Source organism: Comamonas serinivorans (assembly GCF_002158865.1).
In the GTDB taxonomy this organism is placed as follows: Bacteria; Pseudomonadota; Gammaproteobacteria; order Burkholderiales; family Burkholderiaceae_C; genus Comamonas_E; species Comamonas_E serinivorans.
This window is the reverse complement of record NZ_CP021455.1, coordinates 4,185,685-4,208,045: the sequence shown is the minus strand read 5'-3', so window position 1 is coordinate 4,208,045 and position 22,361 is coordinate 4,185,685. Positions and strand designations below refer to the sequence as shown.

Here is a 22,361-nt window from a genome sequence, read left to right as displayed (position 1 = left end):
CCGGACCAGATGGCTCGCGTGTGGCCGCGAGGCGCCTGTCGGGCGATCTTTCGCAAGGCGCGTGCTGACGCACCGTTTGCCCGTCCGCCATGGGGAGCCCCGTTCAGCCCCCGGTCAGCTGCTTTGCTGGCAGCCTTGTTTTCAACATTTGGGATGGGGTATGTAGCCACTGTCGTTTCAAATGAAACGGCTAAATGGTCATACCCCATTTTCCTTCATTGCAATCCTCAGACAAATCCCATGCGTGCTGATGTGTATCTCGTGGAGGCCGGTCTCGCGGCCACGCGCTCGCAGGCGCAGCGCCTGATCGCCGCCGGCGTGCGTTGGCGCGCGTTTGCCCATGCGCCCTGGGTTGGCGTGGCCAAGAACGGCGACGACATCCCCAAAGGCGCCGAGGTCGAGCTGCTCGATGCCGATGAGGCCAAGTACATCTCGCGCGGCGGCCTCAAGCTCGACGGTGCGCTGCGCAGCCTTGGGCTGCAGGTGGCCGGCATGCGCTGCCTGGATGTGGGGCAGAGCACGGGCGGCTTCACCGACTGCCTGCTGCAGGCCGGCGCGGCCCAGGTCGTGGGGGTGGATGTGGGCCACGGGCAGTTGCACGAGCGCCTGCGCCACGACCCTCGCGTGATCGGCGTGGAAGGCCTGAATGCGCGCGGCATGACCGCCGAGTCCCTGCGCGAGGCCGCCGAACAGGCGGTGTCCGAGTTCGTCGAGGACGAAGAAGACAACGACACCCAGCCGGTGGCGCCCTATGCCTGGATGCGCAACGGGGGCGTGGTGGACGAGGACTACGACGACACCGAGGACGCCAAGGAGCACGAGATCGAGGACTTCAAATCCGAACGCGCTGCCAAGGCGCGGGCCCGGGCCGATGGCACGGCCCCGCGCCAGCAACGCCGCCGCGCGGGCTTTGAGGACGTGGACCTGACGCCGAGCTTCGACCTCGTCACGGGCGACCTGTCCTTCATCTCGCAGACCCTGGTGCTGCCGGCGCTGGTGCCGCTGCTGGCGCCGCAGGGGCACCTGCTCATGCTGGTCAAGCCGCAGTTCGAGCTGCAGCCCGGGCAGGTGGGCAAGGGTGGCATCGTGCGCGACGCCAGCCTGTACGCCGACGTGGAGCAGCGCATCCGCGGCTGCCTGCAGGCGCTGGGCCTGCCGGTGCGGCAATGGCTGGACTCGCCCATCGAGGGCGGCGACGGCAACCGTGAATTCTTTGTGTACGCCCAGAAAGCCTGAGGAGGAACCGGCATGACGAAACTGCCCATCAGCTTTGAGTTTTTTCCGCCCAAGACGCCCGAAGGGCTGGAGAAGCTGCGCACCGTGCGCCAGCAGCTCTACGTGCGCCAGCCTGAGTTCTGCTCGGTGACCTACGGCGCCGGCGGCTCCACACAGGCCGGCACGTTCGGGGTGGTGCGGCAGATCCAGGACGAGGGCGTGGCCGCGGCCTCGCACTTCTCGTGCATCGGCGCCACGCGCGAGTCCGTGCGCGAAGAGCTGGCGCAGCTGCAGGCCGCCGGCATCCGGCGCCTGGTCGCGCTGCGCGGCGACCTGCCGAGCGGCTATGGCATGGGGGGCGAGTTCCAGTACGCGAGCGACCTGGTGGCCTTCGTCCGCGAGGCATTTGGTGACTGGTTTCACATCGAGGTGGCGGCCTACCCCGAGATGCACCCCCAGGCGCGCAGCCCCGAGGCCGACGTGCAGGCCTTCGTCACCAAGGTCAAGGCCGGTGCCGATTCCGCCATCACCCAGTACTTCTTCAACGCCGATGGCTACTTCCGGTTTGTAGACGAGGTGCGCAAGGCCGGCGTCGATGTCCCCATCGTTCCTGGGGTCATGCCCATCATCAATTCGTCACAACTGATGCGTTTTTCGGACGCCACCGGCGCCGAAATCCCTCGGTGGATTCGTGGGAGATTGCAGGGTTTTGGCGACGATTTGACACAAATACGCGCATTTGGCCTGGATGTGATCACGCAATTGTGCGAGCGTTTGCGCGCTGGCGGCGCACCCGCACTACACTTCTACACCATGAACCAAAGCCAAGCGACACTTGAGATCACCCGTCGCCTCGGGTGGGCATGACGGCGCAGCCGCGCCGCAGTTTCCAGCGATTTCTCCGTTCAACCCTCCCAGCCGTACTGGCGGGAACCCTGACGATTGGTGGCGCCGCAGCCCTTGCGGCCCCCGCCAAGTCAAAGAAAGTCCAGCCTGTCAGCGCTGGCAAATCGATTGGAACAACCTCAGCCGCTGCCAAGAAGCAGCGCGTCAGCAAAGGCCGCACCACCGCCAAGGGCGGTGCCGTGCTGCAGACCGGCAGTGCCTCGTGGTACGGCCCGGGCTTCCATGGTCGCAAGACGGCCAGTGGCGAAGCCTTCGACATGTACGAACTCACCGCCGCGCACAAGACCTTGCCGCTGGGCACCCGCGTCATGGTGCGCAACCCGGCCAATGGCAAGGAAGTGGTGGTTCGCATCAACGACCGCGGCCCTTATGCACATGGCCGCATCCTGGACTTGAGCAAGGCCGCTGCCAGTCAGCTGGGCTTGATTTCGCGCGGGCACGGCGATGTCGTGCTGCAGGCCCTGGGTGACGACGACGGATCCGGCGCGTCCGGCCTGACCTCGCGCCTCGCGTCGGCCGATGTCGACGATGCCCAGGCCTCGCCGTCGCGCAGCCAGCGCGCCCAGGTGTTGGCGCAAACCCGGTTTGGCGATTCGACCCAGGCCCTGGGCAGCCCACTGCCCAGCGACGAGCCGCTGCCCAGTTGGCCCACGCAGGATGCCCGGACGGGCTTGCCCATCATGACGCCGCCCTTGGGCCTGGCGGCAGCCGGTGGCCCGCGCACGGGCTTGAACAACCCATCTTGGCTCAACGCGTCCGAAGCCGCGCCCCAGTTGGCGTGGGTGCCTGAGGCGGATGCCGTGCAGACGCTGGCGTCCGGCGAGGCCAGCGCCATGCCGCTGCCCGGGGTGTTGCCCCAGGTCTCGGCACAGGCCGACGCCGTGGCGGCGGCCGATGCGCGACCCGCCCTGCCACGCGGCCGGGCCGTTCCGGAATCGCTGATGGTGCGCGTGCGCCATGTGCCCTCGGCCATTGCCGCGGGCGATGTGGCGTTGAGCGGCGACCCGTCGCTGCGCCTGACTGCGCCGTTGACGCCGGCTGGCGGGACCGCAGGCGATGCCGCGAACGCCTCGGCCGGCGCATTGTCCGGGCCCGGCGTCAGCCCGCCCGCGAGCCTGCTGCCCGCCAACGCTGCGGCCACAGCCACGATGGCGGGGGTGCCTGCGCCCTGAGGGGCGTGGGCCGATCCGTTGGCTGTGGATGCCGGCGCTCAGCGCCGGCGCGCATGCACGTGAGCGCGTTTGAACACCCCTGCCGCAGGGAGGCCGCGCAGCTTGCCGGCTGCGGCCGTGTGTCGTGCATCTCGAGGTCAGGGCTACCGGCTTTCCCATAGCGCCTTCCTCGTACCCCATCACGGCCAGCAGGAAGTCGGTGTGCGCTTCGGGCGGCCAATGCAGCTTCTCGATGCTGCCACCCAGGGCCCAGGTCTGGGCGGCCGACTTCGCCAAAACGCCGCCTGCACGCCCATCAACATCGGCGGTGCCGACCGAGACTGACCCAGAGCCCCTCGCGTCTTCACAGGGCCGCCGCGCCGCCAAGGCCGCTGGCGGGCTTTCAGCTGGGCATGGCGGGGCGCTTGTTGTACCTGGGCGCGCATCCGCCGCCGCCGTGTTGGGTGGGCTGTGCCGCGGGCGCGGTGCGCTTCCCAGGCAAGGCGTGACATCGGTCGGCCGCTGCGCCGCCTGCCGCCATGTCGCCCAATCCGGCAGGCGGCACGGGCCCGGCGAACGTCAGGCGGCTGTGTTCCGCATCTGCATCGAAAAATACAGGAGTATGGCCTGATGGTCGATGGTCAAGTATCGGTAACCTCAGGATACTCTGTTTGATGCATGGGGCCGAGGCGGGGCATTCGGCGGCGGCGAGCTTGTCCCGGCAGCTCGCCATCGATGGGGTGTGCCGGCTTTCGGGCGGCGCAGCCGCTGAGCTTCGCCGGCGCAGCGCGGCGTGAGCGGTCCGTGGCTCAGGCGCTGGTTTCGACCTGCAGCGCCTGGCCTTTGCCTTGGCCCAGGGCCTGCATCAGCCAAGGCGTGGCCTCGCGCAATTGCTCGGCGAGCACGTGCGGGGGGTTGATGATGAACATGCCGCTGGCGGTGAGGCCGCGCATGCCGGGCTCGTCGCCCGGGGCCTGACCAATGGACAGGGTGGCGTGCAGCCAGGCGCGTCCCGCCTGGTTGGCCAGGGTTTTGAGCCGACGGGGCAGCTGGTGGGCTTCGGGTCGGGCAATCAGGGGGTACCAGACCAGATAGCAGCCATTGGCAAAGCGCTTGAGGGCATCCTGCATGCTTTGGCTGACGCGCGCGTAGTCGGTCTTCAGCTCGTAGCTGGGGTCCATGAGCACGAGGGCACGCTTGGATCCCCCGGGTCCGGCGGGTGGCGGCAGCAGGGCTTTCAGGCCCTCAAAGCCGTCTTTGACGGTGACGGCGATCTGGCTGGCGGGCAGCTCCGTGGCCGCCATGGTCTTGCGCAGCAGGCGGCTGTCGGTGGGGTGCAGCTCGAACAGGCGCAGGCGATCGCCGGCGTCGGCTCGCATCAGGCTTTGCAGGATGCGGGGCGAGCCCGGGTAGTGGTGCCAGCGCGTGGGGTTGAACTGGCTCAGCACGTCGATGTAGCGCGCCACGGCCGCGGGCGGCGGGCTGTCCTGGGCTGCGGCCAGCAGGCGCATGACGCCGTGGTCGGACTCGGCGCTGGTGCGGGCCTGGGCACCGTCCAGCGGGTAGCCGCCCGCGCCGGCATGGGTGTCGACCAGGGTCAACGGCGTGGGTTTGAGCATCAGGTGGTCCAGACAGGCAATCAGGCACAGGTGCTTGAGCACGTCGGCGTGGTTGCCTGCATGGAAGGCGTGGCGGTAGCTGAACATGGGTGACGAAGGGGGTTGGCCTGTGGCATCCAGCGATGCTGGCAGTATGGCGCAATTGTCGTTCAATTTGGAACGGGGCTTGCGCCATACTGTGTCGGGCAATTGGCTCGTGACACCGGCAGACCTGGGGCTGGCGGTCTTGGCGCCTGGCGACGGCGACGGCCAGTCCGCCCCCAGGGCCACAACGGCGCGCCACACCTCGGCAGACCGGCGTGTGTCAGGCGTGCCGGGGCCGTGCGGGTAGCCTGGTGTGGGCAGCTTGGTGCGGGTGAGTCCTGTCGGGGGTGCTCTGACCATGGCGCGTGATCCCGGGCGCCGCGTTGACCCGATGAGCGTGGTGGCCATGCCAGCGTCCGGCCCCGGCCAATCCTGGCCCGGCCGAGCCACATCGCGTGCCAATGTGCAGTCCGCAGCCCGAACCGCTTTGCGCGTGGCGGGTCAGTTCCCTGCTGCGGGGGCGCTGTCGTCCGCGTCCAGGTAGGCCGAGGCCAGGTGGTGCAGGTGGGCGCGTTGGTCGGGGGCCAAGTAGGGCAGCAGCGTGCTCAGGGCGTGGTGGGCGCCGCGCATCAGGGCGGCCTGGCTGTGCGCCTCGTCCGTGGCCTGGCGGGGGTTGCGCGCGTATTCGTAACTGAGCCAGTAGCTGCTCACGACCACCATGTTGGTGGCCGCGGTTTCGATGGCGCCGTCGTCGAGCTGGGCGTGCAGGTGGGCGCCGACGCCGTGCAGCAGGGCCTGCATGGCGCGGCGCTTGCGCTGCAGCATGAGCTGCACGTGGGTTTCCAGGAAGCGGTTCTTCGAGAGCAGGTCGTTCAGGTCGCGGTACAGAAAGCGGTGCGCCCACATCGCCTCGAACAGCGAGTGCATGAAAAACCACGCGTCTTCGACGTTGGCGATGTCGTTGGCCGCCGCCAGGATGGGGTTGACCTGCGCCTCATAGGCCTCGTAGAGGCGGTTGATGAGCTGGTCTTTGGCCGGAAAGTGGTAGTACAGGTTGCCCGGGCTGATCTCGAGCTCGGCCGAAATCAGCGTGGTGGACACGTTCGGTTCGCCGAACCGGTTGAACAGGTCCAGCGTGGTGTCGAGGATGCGTTGGGCCGTGCGGCGCGGCGCCTTGCTTGCCATGGGTCGTTGCGATTTATGCTGCGGTGCACAAACGATATACGGACGGGCCGCGTTTGCCAATGCCCGCTGGCCCGGAGGGTGTGGGCCCCCTGAACGCGCGGCAGGCCATCAGCCGCCGCCGCCCTCGGGAAAAGCGGGGCGGGGTGTGCCGCCCGCAGCCGGCGGACTGGCGGGGGGCGGGCTGCCGCGGCCGTCGGGCAGCGCGTCGGCGGGCGGGGGCAGGCTGGACAGCACGCGTTGCTCGACGGCGCTGCGCAGCAGGTGGTCGCTCACGTCGCCATTGGCCAGTTCGATGCGCCACCGCACCGGCAGGAAGTCCAGCGTGGGGCCCAGCCAAACGACCATGCGGCGCAGCGCGTCGGGGCCTGCCGTGACGGGTGGTTGCGTGGCCAGGCGCGGGCCGGCCTGCACCAGCGGGGCGCTTGCTGCGCCCGCGGGCGCGCTCGCCGGGTTGGCCAAGGATGGCGCGGCCGTGGGGCTGCCTGCCGCATCCAGCACCAGGCGCACCGTGGGCACGGGCTGGTTGTTGAGCGCGGTCAGCGATTCTTCGGCTTCGAGCGTGAACGTCCAGGTTTCCAGGTGATCTTTGACGAGCACCGGCACCTCGATGCGGGTGCCCGTGGGGAAGCGCTCGGGTTGGCCGGCCAGCAAGGCGCCCAGGTGCAACACGGCGCTGATGCGGTCCTGCGTGCCGGTCTGCACCGGCAGCCGGGTGGTGCCGCCTGCGGCCGACGTGATGACGGCCTGCTGCGCGTCGTAGTTGAACGCAATGGTGTCGCGCGCGGTGGTGTCCCAGGTGCCCGTGACGGGGGCCAGGCCCTGGGGCGCGACGGCGCCGGTCGACAGGTAGGAGTTGTTGCCCAGCTTGACGTTGGTCTCCACCCATTTGGCCTGGTAATAGCGCTTGTCGTGGCGCCAGGCCAGCGTGGTGCGGCCGGGGATGGCCTCGCCGCCGCGCGTGTAGGTGGTGACGTAGCTCAGGTCGGACGGCCGGGCCAGCCTGGCCTGGCCCTCGATGCCGTCGGACATCTGCGCCAGCACGGTTTTGGTCTGGTTGCCCGTGAGCATGGCGCGCACGGGTTGGGCCCCCGAGCCGCCACCAAAGGTGACTTTGGGAATGCCTTCGATCAGCGAGGGCTGCTCGCTCAGGCTGCGCAGCGAGGCGCGGGGTGGCTCGCTGCTGGTTGCGGATTGATCGGCAGGCCGGTCGGCGGGCCGGTTTTCCTCGACCGGGTCGGCTTCGGGTTCCGGGTCGTCCTGCGCTGCGTCCTCGGCTGGCGCGGCAGCGGGCGCAGGGCTGGGTGTGGGGGCGGGCCGCGGCGCCGGTTTCGGCGGCTGCGGTGGTGGCGTCAAGGCCTGAAAGTCGGTCTGGGCTTCGTCCGCCTGGGGGGCATCGATGATGCGCGTCTCCATGGCTTCGGAGCGCAGCCCCGTGATCGGGCTCTGGAACTGGGGCAGGCCCCAAATCAGCACGGCATGGCCCAAGGCCGCGACCACGGCCGCGATGGCCAGGGGCTTGTAGGGCGGACGGGGCAGCGGGGGCGAAGAAAGCGCGGCGCGCGCGGAGACGGTCATGAACGGGTCAATCACTCAGACAAGCCGGCCATTGTCCATCGGATGGCCGGCGTTCGACGCCGCGGCGTGTTTCAAGGCGTGGTGCGTGTGGAGATTTGGCCGCGTTCACGGGGGGGAATGCGCTGGAGAACGGCTGGGCCGGCGTCTGATGGCAGGTCCATGGGCGTGCCGCTGCGTGGTGGCAGTCCCAGCAGCGCGTTCACGCGGCCTTGCGGCGGCGCGTGGCGGCGCTGGCAACCGCCTTGCGGGGGGCCGTTGACGGGGTGGTCTTGCGCGGTGTGCGCGAGGCCGGCGCCCCGGGCGCGGGGGCGCCTGCCGTGGGCTGCAGGGCTTGCAAATGCGCTTCGATGCGGTCCAGCCGAGCCTGCAGTGCCTGCCAGTCGGTGGCGTCGGGCAGGCCCATGCGGCTCAGCGACTGGGCCACGCGGTTCTCGAACAGGCCGCCCAGCTTGCCCCAGCGGGCGTCGTTGGCGCGTGCCGTCATCTCGGCCAGTTTCTCGGTGGCCTGGGCCAGCCCCTGGTGGGTCTGGCGTTGCAGGCTCAAGCCGTCGCGCACCAGGGCCTCGAACACCTTGTTGCCCTCGGCCTGGGCCTGGGCCCAGGCGCCCAGGCCGGCCAGCCAGATGCTGTGGGCCATGTCCGGCGCCGATTCGGCGGCCGGGGGCGGGGCGGGCGGTTTGCTGGCTTTCGACATGGCACTCCTCATCAAACAGCAGGTCTGCACGCAAAGTCTATGCGCTTGCGGGGGCGGCTGACCGCCTGAAGCATCCGGAAATACACCAAGCGGAGCCCATGAAATAATCGTGGGTTTGCCAGCATGGCTTGGCACGACCCTTGCCCAGGCCGACGAGGCGTGGTCGGCAGGCAGGCGGCCCATGTCTCCATTCAGAGGTGCAGCATGACAATTTTGGTGACCGGCGGTGCCGGCTTCATTGGTTCGAACTTCGTGCTCGACTGGCTGGCCGCGCACGACGAGCCCGTGGTCAACCTCGACGCGCTGACCTACGCGGGCAACCTGGCCAACCTGGCGAGCCTGGAGGGCGATGCGCGCCACCACTTCGTGCAGGCCGACATCGGCGACCGCGAGCGCGTGGCCGCGCTGCTGGCCGAGTTCCGGCCGCGCGCGGTGCTCAACTTTGCCGCCGAAAGCCATGTGGACCGCTCCATCCATGGCGCCGGCGAGTTCATCCAGACCAACATCGTCGGCACCTTCCAGCTGCTCGAAGCCGTGCGCGCCCACTGGGCCGCGCTGCCCGCGGCCGAACAGGCCGATTTCCGTTTCCTGCACGTTTCAACGGATGAGGTGTATGGCTCGCTCTCCGTTGATCAAGAGCCGTTCACCGAGCAATACCCCTACGAGCCCAACAGCCCGTATTCGGCCAGCAAGGCGGCCAGCGACCACCTGGTGCGGGCCTGGCACCACACCTACGGCCTGCCGGTGCTGACGACCAATTGCTCGAACAATTACGGGCCGTTTCATTTCCCCGAAAAGCTCATCCCGCTGATGATCGTCAACGCCCTGGCCGGCAAGGCGCTGCCCATCTACGGCGATGGCCTGCAGATCCGCGACTGGCTGTACGTCAAGGACCACTGCAGCGCGATCCGCCGCGTGCTGAGCGCCGGCCGCGTGGGCGAGACCTACAACGTCGGCGGCTGGAACGAGAAGCCCAACGTCGAGATCGTGCACACCATCTGTGACCTGCTGGACCAGCTGCGCCCGCGCGAGGCCGGGGGCAGCTACCGCGAGCAGATCACCCACGTGACCGATCGGCCGGGCCACGACCGCCGCTACGCCATCGACGCACGCAAGATCGAGCGCGAGCTGGGCTGGAAACCGGCCGAAACCTTTGAAACCGGCATCCGCAAGACCGTGCAGTGGTACCTGGACCACCCCGAGTGGGTGGCCCAGGTGCAAAGCGGCGCCTACCGCGACTGGCTGGCCACGCACTACGCATGAACATGACGCCCCCACGCTCGCGCGCTGTGCGTCGTCCGCTGACCCTGCGCCGGGCGCCCCCGGAGGGGCTGGCCTTGCTTGGGTGCGGCCCTGCGCTGCGGCCGACACGCTGTCCCCGGCTCCCCGGCCTTTCACTGCGGCCGTTGCGCCAGGTTCTCGCGTTTCGCGTCGTCCGCTGGGCGGCGCTGACCTTGTCGGAGTGTTGACATGACCATCCTCTTGTTGGGCAAGAACGGCCAGGTCGGCTGGGAGTTGCAGCGCGCGCTGGCGCCGCTGGGCGCGCTGGCCGCGCTCGATCGCCAGGGCCGGGCGGCGCAAGCTGGCCTGCCCGCGCTGTGCGGCGACCTGAACGACCCGGCGGCGCTGGCGCAGACCGTGCGCGCGCTGAAGCCGCGCGTGGTCGTCAACGCCGCCGCGCACACGGCCGTCGACAAGGCCGAGGCCGAGCCCGAACTGGCGCAGCGCCTGAATGCCGACGCACCCGCCGCGCTGGCCGCCGCCTGCGCCGAGGTGGGCGCCGCGCTGGTGCACTACAGCACCGACTACGTGTTCGACGGCAGCGGCGAGCTGCCCTGGTCCGAAGGCGACGCCACCGGCCCGCTGAGCGTGTACGGCCGCACCAAGCTCGCCGGCGAAGACGCGATCCGCGCCAGCGGCTGTGCCCACCTCATTGTCCGCACCAGCTGGGTGTACGCGGCGCGCGGCGGCAACTTTGCCAAGACCATGTTGCGGCTGGCCGGCGAGCGCGAGCACCTGACCATCGTGGCCGACCAGATCGGCGCCCCCACCGGGGCCGAGCTGATCGCCGACGTGACCGCCCAGGCGCTGCCCCAGCTGCTGGCCGATGCCGGCAAGTCGGGCACCTACCACCTGGCCGCCAGCGGGGCGACGAGCTGGTTCGACTACGCGCAGTTCGTCTTCGCCACGGCGCAGCAGGTTCAGCCCGGGCTGGCGCTGGCCGTGAAGGCGGTGGAGGCCGTGCCCAGCAGCGCGTTTGCGACGGCGGCCACGCGGCCACACAATTCGCGCCTGAACTGCGCCCGGCTGCGGACCACCTTCGGCCTGCGCCTGCCACCCTGGCAGGACGGCGTGACGCGCATGCTGACGGAACACCTGATGCGTTGAGTAGAGTGGGGTATGCGCTTGTTCCCGTTCATTGAATGACGGCCGTGGCGCCATACCCGTTGGATTGGCTTTGAACAGAAACAACCCATGACCCAGGCCCGCAAAGGCATCATCCTCGCCGGAGGCTCCGGCACCCGGCTGCACCCGGCCACGCTGGCCATGAGCAAGCAGCTGCTGCCCGTCTACGACAAGCCGATGATTTATTACCCGCTGTCCTGCCTCATGCTGGCTGGCATCCGGGACATCCTCATCATCAGCACGCCGCAGGACACGCCGCGGTTTCAGCAGCTGCTGGGCGACGGCAGCCAGTGGGGCATTTCGCTGCAGTACGCGGTGCAGCCCAGCCCGGACGGGCTGGCGCAGGCCTTTTTGATCGGCGAGTCGTTCTTGAACGGGGCGCCCAGCGCGCTGGTGCTGGGCGACAACATCTTCTACGGTCACGACCTGGAGGTGCTGCTGCACAACGCCGACGCGCAGACCACCGGCGCCACCGTTTTCGCCTACCACGTGACCGACCCCGAGCGCTACGGCGTGGTGGCCTTCGACCCGCAGGGCAAGGCCGAGTCGATCGAGGAAAAACCGGTCAAGCCCAAGAGCAACTTCGCCGTCACCGGCCTGTACTTCTACGACGAGCAGGTGGTGGACATCGCCAAGGCCGTGAAGCCCAGCGCCCGTGGCGAGCTGGAGATCACCAGCGTCAACGAGGCTTACCTGCAGCAAGGCCAGCTGCAGGTGCAGATCATGAAGCGCGGCTACGCCTGGCTGGACACGGGCACGCACGACAGCCTGCTGGACGCCGGCCAGTTCATCGCCACGCTGGAAAAGCGCCAGGGCCTGAAGATCGCCTGCCCCGAAGAGGTGGCCTTCCGCAAGCGCTTCATCGGCGTCGAGGACCTGGAGGCGCTGGCGGCACCGCTGCTGAAAAACGGCTACGGCCAGTACCTGATGCGCCTGGTGACCGACACGCGTCAGCTCGGCAAGCCGGTGCGGTGAACCGCACACTGGTGCGCTGCCCTCGCGTTGCCTGCCACCCGACCACCGACCATGCCGCCCCGCGCACCGTCCCACCTGCCGCCGTCTGCCACCGCGGCTGCCGCGCGGAATGGGGCCGGCCCGGTGCCGACGCGGTTGCAGGCGTGGCTGGCCCGGTTGCCGCGCAGCGTGCGCTTCGTGCTGACCGGGGGGCTCAACACCGGGCTGACCTACGGCCTGTACCTGGTGCTGCTGGCGCCCCTGGGGTACCGCTGGGCCTATGGGCTCGCGTTCGTGGCCGGCATTGCCCTGTCGTATGCCATGCTGCGCTGGCTGGTGTTCCGGGCGCCTGGCCGGCGCCACGCCTGGGCCCTGGTGGCCGCCACGCAACTGGGGCAGTTCGTGGTTGGGCTGGCGGTGGTCGAGCTGTGGGTGGCGGTGCTGGGCTGGCCGTCCAGCTTGGCGGCGCTGGCCTCGGTGGCGGTGTGCGTGCCGTTGACCTACGCGGTGCACCGGTGGGTGTTTCGCGCGGGGGTGGCATGAGCGCCGTCCGGTTATGTGGCGTGCCCGGCGCCAGGTGCGCGGGTCTTGCCGGGGACCGGCGGCTGGCTGCGGTGCGCCTTGGTGCGACGGCCCGGGTTGGCGCGATGCCCATTGGCAAAGGGGGCAGGCCATGAGCAACGCTGCCCTGCGCTGGCCCTGGCGCGGCCTTCAGCTGCTGCCCTGGTTGATGCTGGCTGCCAGCGCCCTGTGCTGGCTGCGCTTTGGCAGCGACCTGCCGTTCGTGGACGACTGGCGCGCCTACGCCGATGGCACGGCGGGCCGGTGGCTGCCGCGCGTGTGGTTCACGGCCGCCAACAACACCATGGCGCCGCTGGGGCTGGCGCTCGATGCGCTGGCCCAGCGTGTGCTTGGCGGCAACGTGGTCGCCTACCAATTCATCACGCTGCTGCTGGTGCAGGGCGGGCTGCTGTGGGGCCAATGGCGCTTGTTGTGCTGGGCCTTGCCCGACCGCCGCCAGGCGGTGCTGGCCTTCGTCGCCACCGTGTTCATGCTGCAGACCGGCAGCTACTGGGGCGACCAGAACATGGCCTACCACCAGGCGCTGCCGCTGCTGTGGTTGCTCATGGCCTTGTGCCTGGGCCTGACCAGCCGCGTGGCAGCGGGCTGGGCGCTGGTGGCCGGGGGGCTGCTGGGCCTGCTCGCCGGCCTGTCGTACATCTCGGGCGCCGTGGGCACGGTGGCGCTGGCGCTGGCGCTGGCGGCCGTGCTGTGGGGCCTGCGGCCGCTGCACGGCGTGGCGGCGCGGCGCGCCCAGGCGGTGACGCTGGGGCTGCTGGTGGCGGGCGTGACCACCACGCTGGCCCAGGCCTGGGCCGTGGCGCGGCTGCCGGCCGATGCCCTGGGCCAGGCCATCCCGCGCACCACGCCGCTGCAGGCCGATTTCTGGCTCTACGCCCTGGGCAAGCTGGGCCGCGCCCTGGGACAGCCGTTGTCGTCCTGGACGGGGGACGCGCTGCTGGTCGTGCTGGTGTGGCTGGGTTGCGCGCTGGTCTGGCTGGCCCTGGCCTGGCAGGCCTGGCGCCAGCGCGGCGATGCGCTCGCGCTCGCACCCGCAGCGCCGGGCCAGCAGGGCACCGCGGCCGGTCGCGTGGCGCTGGTGGCGCTGCCGTTGGTGGCGCTGGTCATGGCCTACCTCATGATGGTGGCGTATGGCCGTGCCGGCTTTCGCGACGCCAGTGTGCAAACGGGTTTGCAGGTCTACGCCTTCGGCTACCAACGGTTTCACTTCTTCTGGCTGACCCTGGCCTTGCCCTGGGCCGTGGCGGCGGCTGCCGTGCTGTGGCGGTCGGGTCAATCTGATGGGGTATCAGGCAGTCGCCGTTCGAATTTGATCGGGGTTGTGGCCATACTCGCCCTGTTGATGGCGCTTGGCCTGCTGCGGTCGGTGTTCGACGTGGCGACGATCTACCGCAGCGGCAGCGTGTTCCGCGCCGAGCAGTGGGCCTGCCTGCAGCAGCAGTGGGGCTCGGGAGAGCCCATCCGCTGTCCCATTTTCGACCTGCCCGATGCCACCGGGGCCATCCTGCATGCGCAGCAGATCGGGGCCTCGTTCACGCGCCAACTGCCGCTGGGGGCCACGACGCCCGGACGCCCTTTGCTGCACTGGTCGGCCGATGGCGCAGCGGCCGGCACCGCGACAGCCGGTGCTGCGGCGGTCGACACCGCGGCGGTCGGTGCCGCGGGTGCGGGCGCCATGCCGGGGCGCCTGCTGGACGCGCAGCCCCAGGCCATCGGCCCGTGGCTGCGCACCGGCCGCGATGCCCAATGGTTGCTGGACCTGAGCGCCGATGCCGCCTTGACCCAGGCCCTGGCCCGGTGTCAGGTGCTGGACGTGGCCGTGTCCCTGCAGGCCAGCCGGCCCGGGGCGCTGCAGGTGTTCTTTGCGCCCCTGGCCGCGCCGGCCACAGGCCATGGCCCGGCGCCCGCATTCACCGAAGCCGCGTCCCGCACGGCAGCCCTGCAGCCGCCAGGCGCCGCAGAGCCCTGGCCGCCGCTGAGCGAGCAGACCCTGAACCAGCCGCCTGCGCCACCCGCGCCCCCGGCGCCCGGCCTGCCGCAGGACCTGCACCTGGCCTGGCAAAGCGCCCATGGCTTTGCGCCGCAGCTGCGCATCGACCTGGCCGACCAGCCCATGTGGGTGCGTGTGGCGGGGCTGCGCCTGAGCTGCCGCCTGCCCACGCTGGCGGGCTGGCGCGCCGGGGCGTTGCATGGAGAAACACCGTGAGGGCCAGGCGCGGAGACAATTCGCCGCGCCGGGTGCTGGACGGGCTGACCGCACCGGTCTCACCCGGGGGGCGAAGCGGTCGTGGCGGCTTACCCGAGCGGGGCGCGGCCTGTGCCGAGGGGCGGTCACGGCTTGCTATCCTGCGGTCATGCCGGGCCGGCGCCACACCGGGGCTTTGCCCGGTCCTGAGTCGGTGACCACGCGCCAGCCGCCCGGCACCCGCGCGGCCTGTTTCTTTTTTGTTCTGTTGCCTGCCTTTGTTGAACGCCGTTTCTGCTCCTCGTCTGCTCAAAGCCGCTCAGGTGCGCGGCCGCCACGTGCTGCTGCGCAATGCCGAGGCCGGTGATGCCGCCTTCATCTGGCAGCTGCGCCACCACCCCGCTCGCAACCGCTACATGTCGCCCACGTCCAGCGAGCTGGATGACCAGCGCGCCTGGCTGGCCGCCTACGCCCGCGACGAGACGCAGGCTTACTTCGTCATCACCCAGGCCGACAGCGGCGAGGCGCTGGGCACGGTGCGCCTGTACGACGCCCGGGGCGACAGTTTTTGCTGGGGGTCGTGGATGCTGTTGCCCGGCGTGCCGGCCACCACGGCCATGGAATCGGCCCTCATCGTCTACCGCTATGCGTGGACGCTCGGCTTTCGCCGTGCCCACTTCGAGGTGCACCGCGACAACGCGCCCGTGCGCCGCTTTCACGAGCGGTTTGGCGCGCAGGTGGTGGGCGAGCGCGAAGATCAGGTGCAGTATGGCCTGGCTGCCGATGCTTTGAGAACGGCTTTGGATCGATACACCCGGTGGTTGCCAGAGGGCATCCACATCGTGCCCCACCCGTTCGCCGGGCCGGCGCCGGCGGATGCCGGCCCGCCCTCGGGCTGAAGGGCCGCGCGTCCCGATCCGTTGAATCCGCTGCGGCGTTGCCGTGGCTTTGTGTCCCCCATTCCTGGAGTGCTGCCCATGCAGGCCTTGTCCACCGCCATCGATGGCGTTTTCATCCTTGAGCCCAAGCTGTTTGGCGATGCGCGGGGCTTCTTCACCGAAAGCTACAACCGCCGTGTGTTCGAAGAGCTGACCGGCGCGCAGGTCGACTTCGTGCAGGACAACCACAGCCGCTCGGCCAAGGGCGTGCTGCGTGGCCTGCACTATCAGTTGCACCAGCCTCAAGGCAAGCTGGTGCGGGTGGTGCGCGGCGCCGTCTTCGACGTGGCCGTCGACATCCGCCGCAGCTCGCCCACCTTCGGCCAGTGGGTGGGGGTGGAGCTGACCGAGGACAACCACCGCCAGCTCTGGGTGCCGGCCGGCATGGCGCATGGCTTCGTGGTGCTGAGCGACAGCGCCGACTTCCTGTACAAGGCCACCGACTTCTACGCGCCCCAGCATGAGCGCGGCATCGCCTGGAACGACCCGGCCATCGCCATCGACTGGCCGCTGGCGGCCCACGGCATCGCCCAGCCCCTGCTGTCGGACAAGGACAAGGCCGCGCCACTGCTGGACCAGGCCGAGGTGTACGCGTGATCAACCCGCACGCGCGCCTGCCGTGGTCGCCGCTGGCGATGGGACGTTCGCTCTGGCACCACCGCGAACTCATCGCCCGCATGGCCCGGCGTGACGTGGCGGCGCGCTACCGCGGCACCGTGGGCGGGCTGCTGTGGGCGGTGATCACGCCCATCGTCATGCTGGCCGTGTACACCTTTGTGTTTTCGGTGGTGTTCCAGGCGAAGTGGGGCACGCTCGAGCAAAGCCGGACCCAGTTCGCGCTGATCCTGTATGCCGGCCTGCTCATGCACGGCCTGCTGGCCGAGGTGCTGAACGGCGCGCCCGGCTTGATTCCGGCCCATGGCAACTACGTCAAGAAGGTGGTGTTCCCGCTCGAGGTGCTGCCCGTGGTCAGCCTGTGCACGGCCTTGTTCCAGTGGTGCATCGGCCTGGTGGTGCTGCTGGTGGCCTGCGCCTTGCTCAATGGCGGCATACCTGCCACCGCACCGTTGATCGTGCTGGTCGTCGTGCCGTTGCTGCTGATGGTGCTGGCCCTGGGCTGGCTGGCCAGTGCGCTGGGGGTGTACCTGCGTGACCTGGGCCAGGTGATGGTGGTGATCACCACCATCTTGCTGTTCATGTCGCCGGTGTTTTTTCCGCTGACCGCCATCCCGCAGGAGTACCGCCTGTTCATGCAGGCCAACCCGCTGACCTTCATCATCGAGCAGGGGCGCGCCGTGCTGATCTGGGGGCAGGCGCCCGATTGGGCCGGCCTGCTGGCCTACACCGGCGTCGCCCTGGTGCTGGCCTGGCTGGGGTTCGCGGGGTTTCAGGCCACGCGCAAGGGGTTTGCCGATGTGCTCTGACACCGTGCAACCGGCCCTGCGCATGCTGGCCGCAGCGGACGTGACCCCGGCCGAGGCGCCCTCGGGCGCCGCGTCGGCCATCCGCGTGACGGGGCTGTCCAAGTGCTACCAGATCTACGCGGCGCCTGCGCAGCGCCTGCTGCAGTTCGTGGTGCCGCGCTTGCGGCGCTGGCTGGGGTTGTCGCCCCGCAACCATTACCGCGAGTTCTGGGCGCTGCACGGGGTGGACCTCGAGGTCATGCGCGGCCAGACGGTCGGCATCATCGGCCGCAACGGCTCGGGCAAATCCACGCTGCTGCAGATCATCTGCGGCACGCTTTATCCCACCAACGGCGAGGTGCAGGTGCAAGGCCGCGTGGCGGCCTTGCTGGAGCTGGGCTCCGGTTTCAACCCGGAGTTCACCGGGCGCGAGAACGTGTTCTTCAACGCCGGCGTGCTGGGGCAGGCCGAGCACGTCACGCGTGAGCGCTTTGCGGCCATCGAGGCCTTTGCCGACATCGGCGCGTTCATCGACCAGCCGGTCAAGACCTATTCCAGCGGCATGCTGGTGCGGCTGGCGTTCGCCGTCATCGCCCACGTGGACGCGGACATCCTGGTCATCGACGAGGCGCTGGCGGTGGGCGACGCCTTCTTCACGCAGAAGTGCATGCGGTTCCTGCGCGAGTTCATGCAGACCGGCACGGTGCTGTTCGTCAGCCACGACACGAACGCGGTGAAGAACCTGTGCAACCACGCCATCTGGCTGGACCAGGGGCGGGTGCGCATGCAGGGCACGCCCAAGGCCGTCAGCGAAGCCTACCTGCGCGAGTTCTATGCCCAGCAGGGGCAGGGCGCAGACCCGGTCGAAGTGGTCGAGGCGCCGGAGACCGAGGTGCTGGGCGATCAGCGCCTGCCCTTCCTCAATGCGAGCAACCTGCGCAACGACCTGCAGGTGTTCCCGCACGATCCGCAGGCCGCATCGTTCGGCACGGGCCAGGCCCGCATCACGGCGGTGCAGCTGTGCGACGCGGCCGGCCAAGCCCTGGCCTGGGCCGTGGGGGGCGAGGCCGTGCGCCTGCGCATCGTGGTGCGCGCGCACCAGGCGCTGACGCAGCCCATCGTGGGGTTCGTGGTCAAGGACCGACTGGGCCAGGTGTTGTTTGGCGAGAACACCTACCTGAACTACCAGCTGAACCCGGTGCGGTGTGAAGCCGGAGAAGAGCTGGTGGCGGAATTCGCGTTCTGGATGCCGCGCATGCCGGTGGGCGATTACACGGTGACCGCCTCGATTGCCGAAGGCACGCAGCAGGACCACGTGCAACACCATTGGGTGTTCGACGCCTTGGCGTTCCGCTCCGAGTCCAGCAGTGCATCGGCCGGCCTGGTGGGCTTGCCCATGCAGGACGTGCGGCTGGCGGTGCGACACATGACAGGGGAGGAACCATGACGCGAGAAGAACACGAACCCGGCGGCTTTGCGCTGCCCATGATGCAGGCGGCCTGGCAGGAGCCGGTGTGGCTGGGCTCACCAGCGCCGTGGGCCGGGCACCTGCCGTTTGCCGCCTGGCTGATGGCCGTGATGCGGCCTCGCACCCTGGTTGAGCTGGGGGTGTACTCCGGCATTTCCTACCTGGGCTTTTGCGAGGCGGCGGTGCAGCACGACGTGCCGCTGCAGGCCTGGGGGGTGGACACCTGGGCCGGTGACCCCCATGCGGGCCATTACGGCGACCAGGTGCTGCAGACCTTGAAGGGGCAGCACGACGCGCGCTATGGCGGCTTTTCCACGCTGCTGCAAAAGACCTTTGACGAGGCGCTGGCCGACGTGGCCGATGGCAGCGTGGACCTGTTGCACATCGACGGCCTGCACACCTACGACGCCGTGCGGCACGATTTCGAGACGTGGCAGCCCAAGCTCAGCGAGCGCGGCGTGGTGCTGTTCCACGACGTGGCGGTGCGGCGCGATGACTTTGGCGTCTGGCGGTTTTGGGGCGAGCTGGCGGCCCGGTTCCCCTCCTTTGCCTTCGCGCACAGCCATGGCCTGGGGGTGTTGCTGGTGGGGGCGCAAGCCCCCACGCCCCTGCGCGCGCTGTGCGACGAGCCCGCGCAGCTCGCTGCGGCCCAGCGCTACTTCGGGGCCCTGGGCGAACGCTTCGAGCGACGGGCTGAGGCCCTGCATCAGGCGACGCAGCTGAACGACCTGCGGGCCCAGGCCGAGCGGGATGCCGCAGCCGTGCGGGCGCAAGGGGACTGGATCGCGCAACAGGATGAACAGCTGCGCGAGGCGGGGCGGCTGCAGGCCCGCCAGCAGGCCATGCTGGACGAGGCGCAGCACGCCATGGCCGCCCGTGACGCGGCCGTGCAGCAGCTGCAGGCCCGGCTCGACGAGCACGTGGTGCAGACCGAGGCCCTGCGGCGCACCCAGGCGGAACGCGAAAGCCAGTGGGCGCACAGCCTGCGTGAGCAGGGTGCGCGCCTGAGCAGCGAGATGCAGGCCTGGCAGCAGCGGCTGGCGCAGGTCACGCGCCAGGCCCGGCGCGATGCGCAGGACCTCCAAGCCGCCCGCACCGCGGCGCGCCTGTTGGGGCAGCAGGTCGATGAGTTGCTCGCCTCGCGCAGCTGGCGTGCCACGGCGGGCCTGCGCAAGCTGGGCACGCTGGCGCGCCAGGTGCGTCATTCGCCCGCTGGCACCAGCACCGCCGTGAGCCTGCGCCGCGTGCGCAACGCCATGCGCTACGCGGCGGCGGGCAACTGGCGCGAGCTGCTGCAACGTGTGCAGCACGTCAAGCAGCAAGCCGCCGAGGCGCAGCGCCTGGAGCAATTCGAGGGCAAGGCCATCGCCTGCGGCATCCTGTGCACGCCGCACACGCTGTACGTGGCCCATGCGCTGCAGGTGGCGCTGGCGCGCGCGGGCATCCCGGCCACGTTGGTGGACGAGGCGGACGACTACCCGCTGGACCTCTACGTCGTTGTCTGCCCGCAGATGTTCAAGTCGCTGCCCCCGGGCGAAAAGCGCGTGGCCTTCCAGATGGAGCAGACCGTCAGCTCGCGCTGGTTCACCCCCGACTACCTGGCGGTGCTGGAGAACTCGCTGGCCGCCATCGACTACGCCCAGACCAACCTGGCCAACCTGGCGGAGTTCGGCATCGTCTACCCGCATGTCTACCTGGTGCCCATCGGCGGGGTGCAGGGCTACCGGACCTGGCTGAACGCGGCAACGCCCGACGTCGAGCCCGCGCCCGACGAGGTCTGTGATGTGCTGTTCTATGGCGACGCCAACGCGCCGCGCCGCAAGCGCCTGCTGGCCGAAATCGGCAAGCACCACGCCGTGCGGGTGGTGGGCAACGCCTTCGGGGCCGACATGCACCGGGCGCTGGCGGGGGCCAAGGTGGTGGTCAACCTGCACTACTACGAGGGCGCGCTGCTCGAAACCACGCGCCTCTACGAATGCCTGTCGCTGGGCAAGTCCGTGGTGTCCGAGACGGCGGCCGACCAGGCCGAGCACCAGGCCCTGGAGGCCGCCGTGCGCTTTGTGGACGTGGACGACGCCCAGGGCCTGATTGCGGCCATTGGCGAGGCCCTGGCCGAGCAGGCCGACGCGGCGCAGCGCGCGCGCCACGCCCAGCGCTGCGAGGCGGTGGTGGCGGCCTCGCAGGCGCGGTTCGAGTTCATGCTGTATCGCCTGCTGGTGTCGCGCCGCGTGCTGAGCTATGCGCAGTTCACGCAACTGACGGCCACGACCACGGTGGCGCCGCGCCTGGCCTTGAGCCTGCCCGAAACCACCGTGCGCCGGCAGGCGTTCGAGGCCATACGGCCGGCCGACGTGCAGGTGTTCGACGGCCTGCGCTACGCGCCGGGCTGGATCGGCTGCGCGATGAGCTACAAGTACCTGGCCCAGGCTGCCTTGCGGCAGGGCTTGGCCACGCTCGAGGTGATGGAAGACGATGTGGAGTTCCCACCGGATTACGACCTGCGACGATCGGCGGTGAAGGCATACCTCGAACAACGGGCGGGCGAATGGGATGTGTTCGTGGGCCTGATGGCCGAGGTGCACCCCGACACCCGCGTGCTCAAGGTCGAGCGCGTGGGGAACGACACCTTCGTCACCCTGGACCGCATGATCAGTGCCGTGAGCAACATCTACGGCCCGCGCGCCCTGAGTCTGATGGCGCAATGGGACGAAACCGTCGTCGATGCCGACACCAACACCATCGACCGCTTCATCCAGCGGCAGACGGCGTTGCGCGTGGTGGTGGCGTTGCCGTTCCTGGTGGGCCACCACGAAGCCCTGGACTCGTCGCTGTGGGGCATCTCCAACGTGCGCTACAGCCAGTTGATCGCCGATGCCGAGGCCAAGCTCTGGGCCTTGGCCGAGCAGGCACAGGCGGGCAGCGATGCGGTCTGAGGTGAACGGCCTCGTCGTGTCCATCGTCAGCCATGGCCATGGCGAGCAGGTGCGCGCGCTGCTGCACCAGCTGGCCGCGCTGTCGTCGGTGGACCGGGTGGTGTTGACGCTCAACCAGGCCGAGCCGGAACTGGCCGACGCACTGGAGGCCGATGGCCAGGCCAGGCCCTGGCCCTTCGAGCTGGTGGTGCACCAGAACCTCTCCAGCCAGGGTTTCGGCGCGAACCACAACCAGGCGTGGCGCCTGTACGCGCGGCTGCATGCGCAAGACCATGGGCTGGCGCCCGAGGCGGGCTGTTTCGCCGTGGTCAACCCCGACATCGCCTTGCGCGAGGACCCGTTTGCGCCGCTGCGCGCGCGGCTGGCCCGCGACCCCGCCCTGGGCTGCGTGTGTCCGGTGCAGGTCGACGAAACCGGTGCGCGGCAGGACTTTGCCCGCCGACTGCCGACACCGGGGTCGATTGCCCGGCGTGTGGGCTGGTCGGTGAGTCGGCGCCTGGGCTGGACCCACGCGCCGCAGGCGCCGGGACAGGTGGCGCCCGGCGAGGCGCCCGACTGGGTGAATGCCGCGTTCTGGCTGGTGCGGGCCCAGGCCTGGCAGGCCACGGGCGGCTTCGACCCGAACTACTTCATGTACGGCGAGGACGTGGACTGGTGCCTGCGCCTGCAACTGGCGGGCTGGGGCCTGGCCGTCGAGCCCTCGGCCCAGGTGGTGCACGTGGCGCAGCGCAACAGCCGGCGCAACGCCCGCCACCTGCGCTGGCACCTGAGCAGCCTGTGGCAGCTGTGGCAGTCCCCGGCCTACCGGGATTTCAAGGCGCAGCGGGCCGGACGCTGAGCGTCGGGCCGGGTTCGAAGCCGGGTTCGTTGGGGTTGCTTGTTTGAATTGAGGAGTATGCGGTCGATCCCGTTCAGGAGTGATCGAGGTTGGTTGGATACTCCTGCTGAATGTTCTGGCGGTGCGATTCCGTTGAGCGCCAGGGGTTCCGTCGCGCGCGCGGCGCATGGCCCGGGTGGGCGATGGTGCCGCCCACCTGGCCGGCGGCCTGCACAGGGACGCACCCGGCAGGGGCCGTCAGGGCCCGTGGCGCCCCGGTCCCGCCTGCGATGCCACGGGGGAACC

At 69.7% G+C, this 22,361-nt stretch carries 18 protein-coding genes; 14 read left to right on the top strand and 4 right to left on the bottom strand.

The features are described from left to right. Positions 1-240: 240 nt before the first annotated feature. The 3 genes from CCO03_RS18010 to CCO03_RS20785 all read left to right on the top strand — a co-directional run bounded on the left by CCO03_RS18010 (position 241) and on the right by CCO03_RS20785 (position 3,293). Entirely contained in the window at positions 241-1,236 is a 996-nt protein-coding gene (locus CCO03_RS18010; protein WP_087283348.1) for a TlyA family RNA methyltransferase, read from the top strand. A 12-nt stretch (positions 1,237-1,248) separates the two neighbouring features. Beyond that, entirely contained in the window at positions 1,249-2,082 is an 834-nt protein-coding gene (metF, locus tag CCO03_RS18005) for a methylenetetrahydrofolate reductase [NAD(P)H] (RefSeq protein ID WP_087283346.1), read from the top strand. A gap of 218 nt (positions 2,083-2,300) precedes the next feature. Next, positions 2,301-3,293, top strand: a complete 993-nt coding sequence (locus CCO03_RS20785; RefSeq protein WP_418236030.1) for a septal ring lytic transglycosylase RlpA family protein — start codon at positions 2,301-2,303, stop codon at positions 3,291-3,293. Positions 3,294-4,081: 788 nt separating this feature from the next. Here CCO03_RS20785 and CCO03_RS17995 read toward each other — a convergent pair. From CCO03_RS17995 to CCO03_RS17980, 4 genes are all read right to left on the bottom strand, one after another. After that, positions 4,082-4,978: a 23S rRNA (adenine(2030)-N(6))-methyltransferase RlmJ gene (locus CCO03_RS17995; RefSeq protein WP_087283344.1), complete on the bottom strand. Its 897-nt coding sequence runs from the start codon at positions 4,976-4,978 to the stop codon at positions 4,082-4,084. A 438-nt stretch (positions 4,979-5,416) separates the two neighbouring features. Continuing rightward, positions 5,417-6,100, bottom strand: a complete 684-nt coding sequence (locus tag CCO03_RS17990; RefSeq protein WP_087283342.1) for a TetR/AcrR family transcriptional regulator — start codon at positions 6,098-6,100, stop codon at positions 5,417-5,419. A gap of 108 nt (positions 6,101-6,208) precedes the next feature. Continuing rightward, positions 6,209-7,675: a DUF3108 domain-containing protein gene (locus tag CCO03_RS17985; protein ID WP_087283340.1), complete on the bottom strand. Its 1,467-nt coding sequence runs from the start codon at positions 7,673-7,675 to the stop codon at positions 6,209-6,211. A gap of 199 nt (positions 7,676-7,874) precedes the next feature. Next, positions 7,875-8,369, bottom strand: coding sequence for a phasin family protein (locus tag CCO03_RS17980; RefSeq protein WP_157667788.1), 495 nt, complete (start codon positions 8,367-8,369; stop codon positions 7,875-7,877). 204 nt (positions 8,370-8,573) lie between these two features. Here CCO03_RS17980 and rfbB point away from each other — a divergent pair, with 204 nt between their 5' ends. The 11 genes from rfbB (at position 8,574) to CCO03_RS17925 (ending at position 22,076) form a co-directional block, all read left to right on the top strand. Further along, positions 8,574-9,632: a dTDP-glucose 4,6-dehydratase gene (gene rfbB / locus CCO03_RS17975; protein WP_087283336.1), complete on the top strand. Its 1,059-nt coding sequence runs from the start codon at positions 8,574-8,576 to the stop codon at positions 9,630-9,632. 207 nt (positions 9,633-9,839) lie between these two features. Beyond that, positions 9,840-10,757, top strand: coding sequence for a dTDP-4-dehydrorhamnose reductase (rfbD, locus tag CCO03_RS17970; RefSeq protein ID WP_087283334.1), 918 nt, complete (start codon positions 9,840-9,842; stop codon positions 10,755-10,757). Positions 10,758-10,844: 87 nt separating this feature from the next. Further along, entirely contained in the window at positions 10,845-11,750 is a 906-nt protein-coding gene (rfbA, locus tag CCO03_RS17965) for a glucose-1-phosphate thymidylyltransferase RfbA (protein WP_087283332.1), read from the top strand. A gap of 51 nt (positions 11,751-11,801) precedes the next feature. Continuing rightward, positions 11,802-12,272, top strand: coding sequence for a GtrA family protein (locus CCO03_RS17960; RefSeq protein ID WP_087283330.1), 471 nt, complete (start codon positions 11,802-11,804; stop codon positions 12,270-12,272). A gap of 130 nt (positions 12,273-12,402) precedes the next feature. Then, on the top strand, positions 12,403-14,517 hold the full coding sequence (locus CCO03_RS17955; protein ID WP_087283328.1) for a hypothetical protein: 2,115 nt from the start codon (positions 12,403-12,405) through the stop codon (positions 14,515-14,517). Between the two features lie 260 nt (positions 14,518-14,777). Further along, a complete protein-coding gene (locus CCO03_RS17950; protein WP_157667787.1) occupies positions 14,778-15,395 on the top strand; it encodes a GNAT family N-acetyltransferase in 618 nt (205 codons plus the stop codon). A 78-nt stretch (positions 15,396-15,473) separates the two neighbouring features. Further along, complete coding sequence (gene rfbC, locus CCO03_RS17945) at positions 15,474-16,031, top strand: dTDP-4-dehydrorhamnose 3,5-epimerase (protein ID WP_087284897.1); 558 nt, start codon at positions 15,474-15,476, stop codon at positions 16,029-16,031. Then, on the top strand, positions 16,028-16,858 hold the full coding sequence (locus tag CCO03_RS17940; RefSeq protein ID WP_335583023.1) for an ABC transporter permease: 831 nt from the start codon (positions 16,028-16,030) through the stop codon (positions 16,856-16,858). Before rfbC ends, CCO03_RS17940 begins: the two co-directional genes overlap by 4 nt. Before the next feature lie 22 nt (positions 16,859-16,880). Continuing rightward, positions 16,881-18,284, top strand: coding sequence for an ABC transporter ATP-binding protein (locus CCO03_RS17935; protein WP_087284895.1), 1,404 nt, complete (start codon positions 16,881-16,883; stop codon positions 18,282-18,284). Then, positions 18,281-21,238, top strand: coding sequence for a class I SAM-dependent methyltransferase (locus tag CCO03_RS20210; protein WP_205690332.1), 2,958 nt, complete (start codon positions 18,281-18,283; stop codon positions 21,236-21,238). The genes CCO03_RS17935 and CCO03_RS20210 overlap by 4 nt, the downstream gene beginning before the upstream one ends. Then, a complete protein-coding gene (locus tag CCO03_RS17925; RefSeq protein WP_087283323.1) occupies positions 21,228-22,076 on the top strand; it encodes a glycosyltransferase in 849 nt (282 codons plus the stop codon). Before CCO03_RS20210 ends, CCO03_RS17925 begins: the two co-directional genes overlap by 11 nt. Positions 22,077-22,361: the final 285 nt, after the last annotated feature.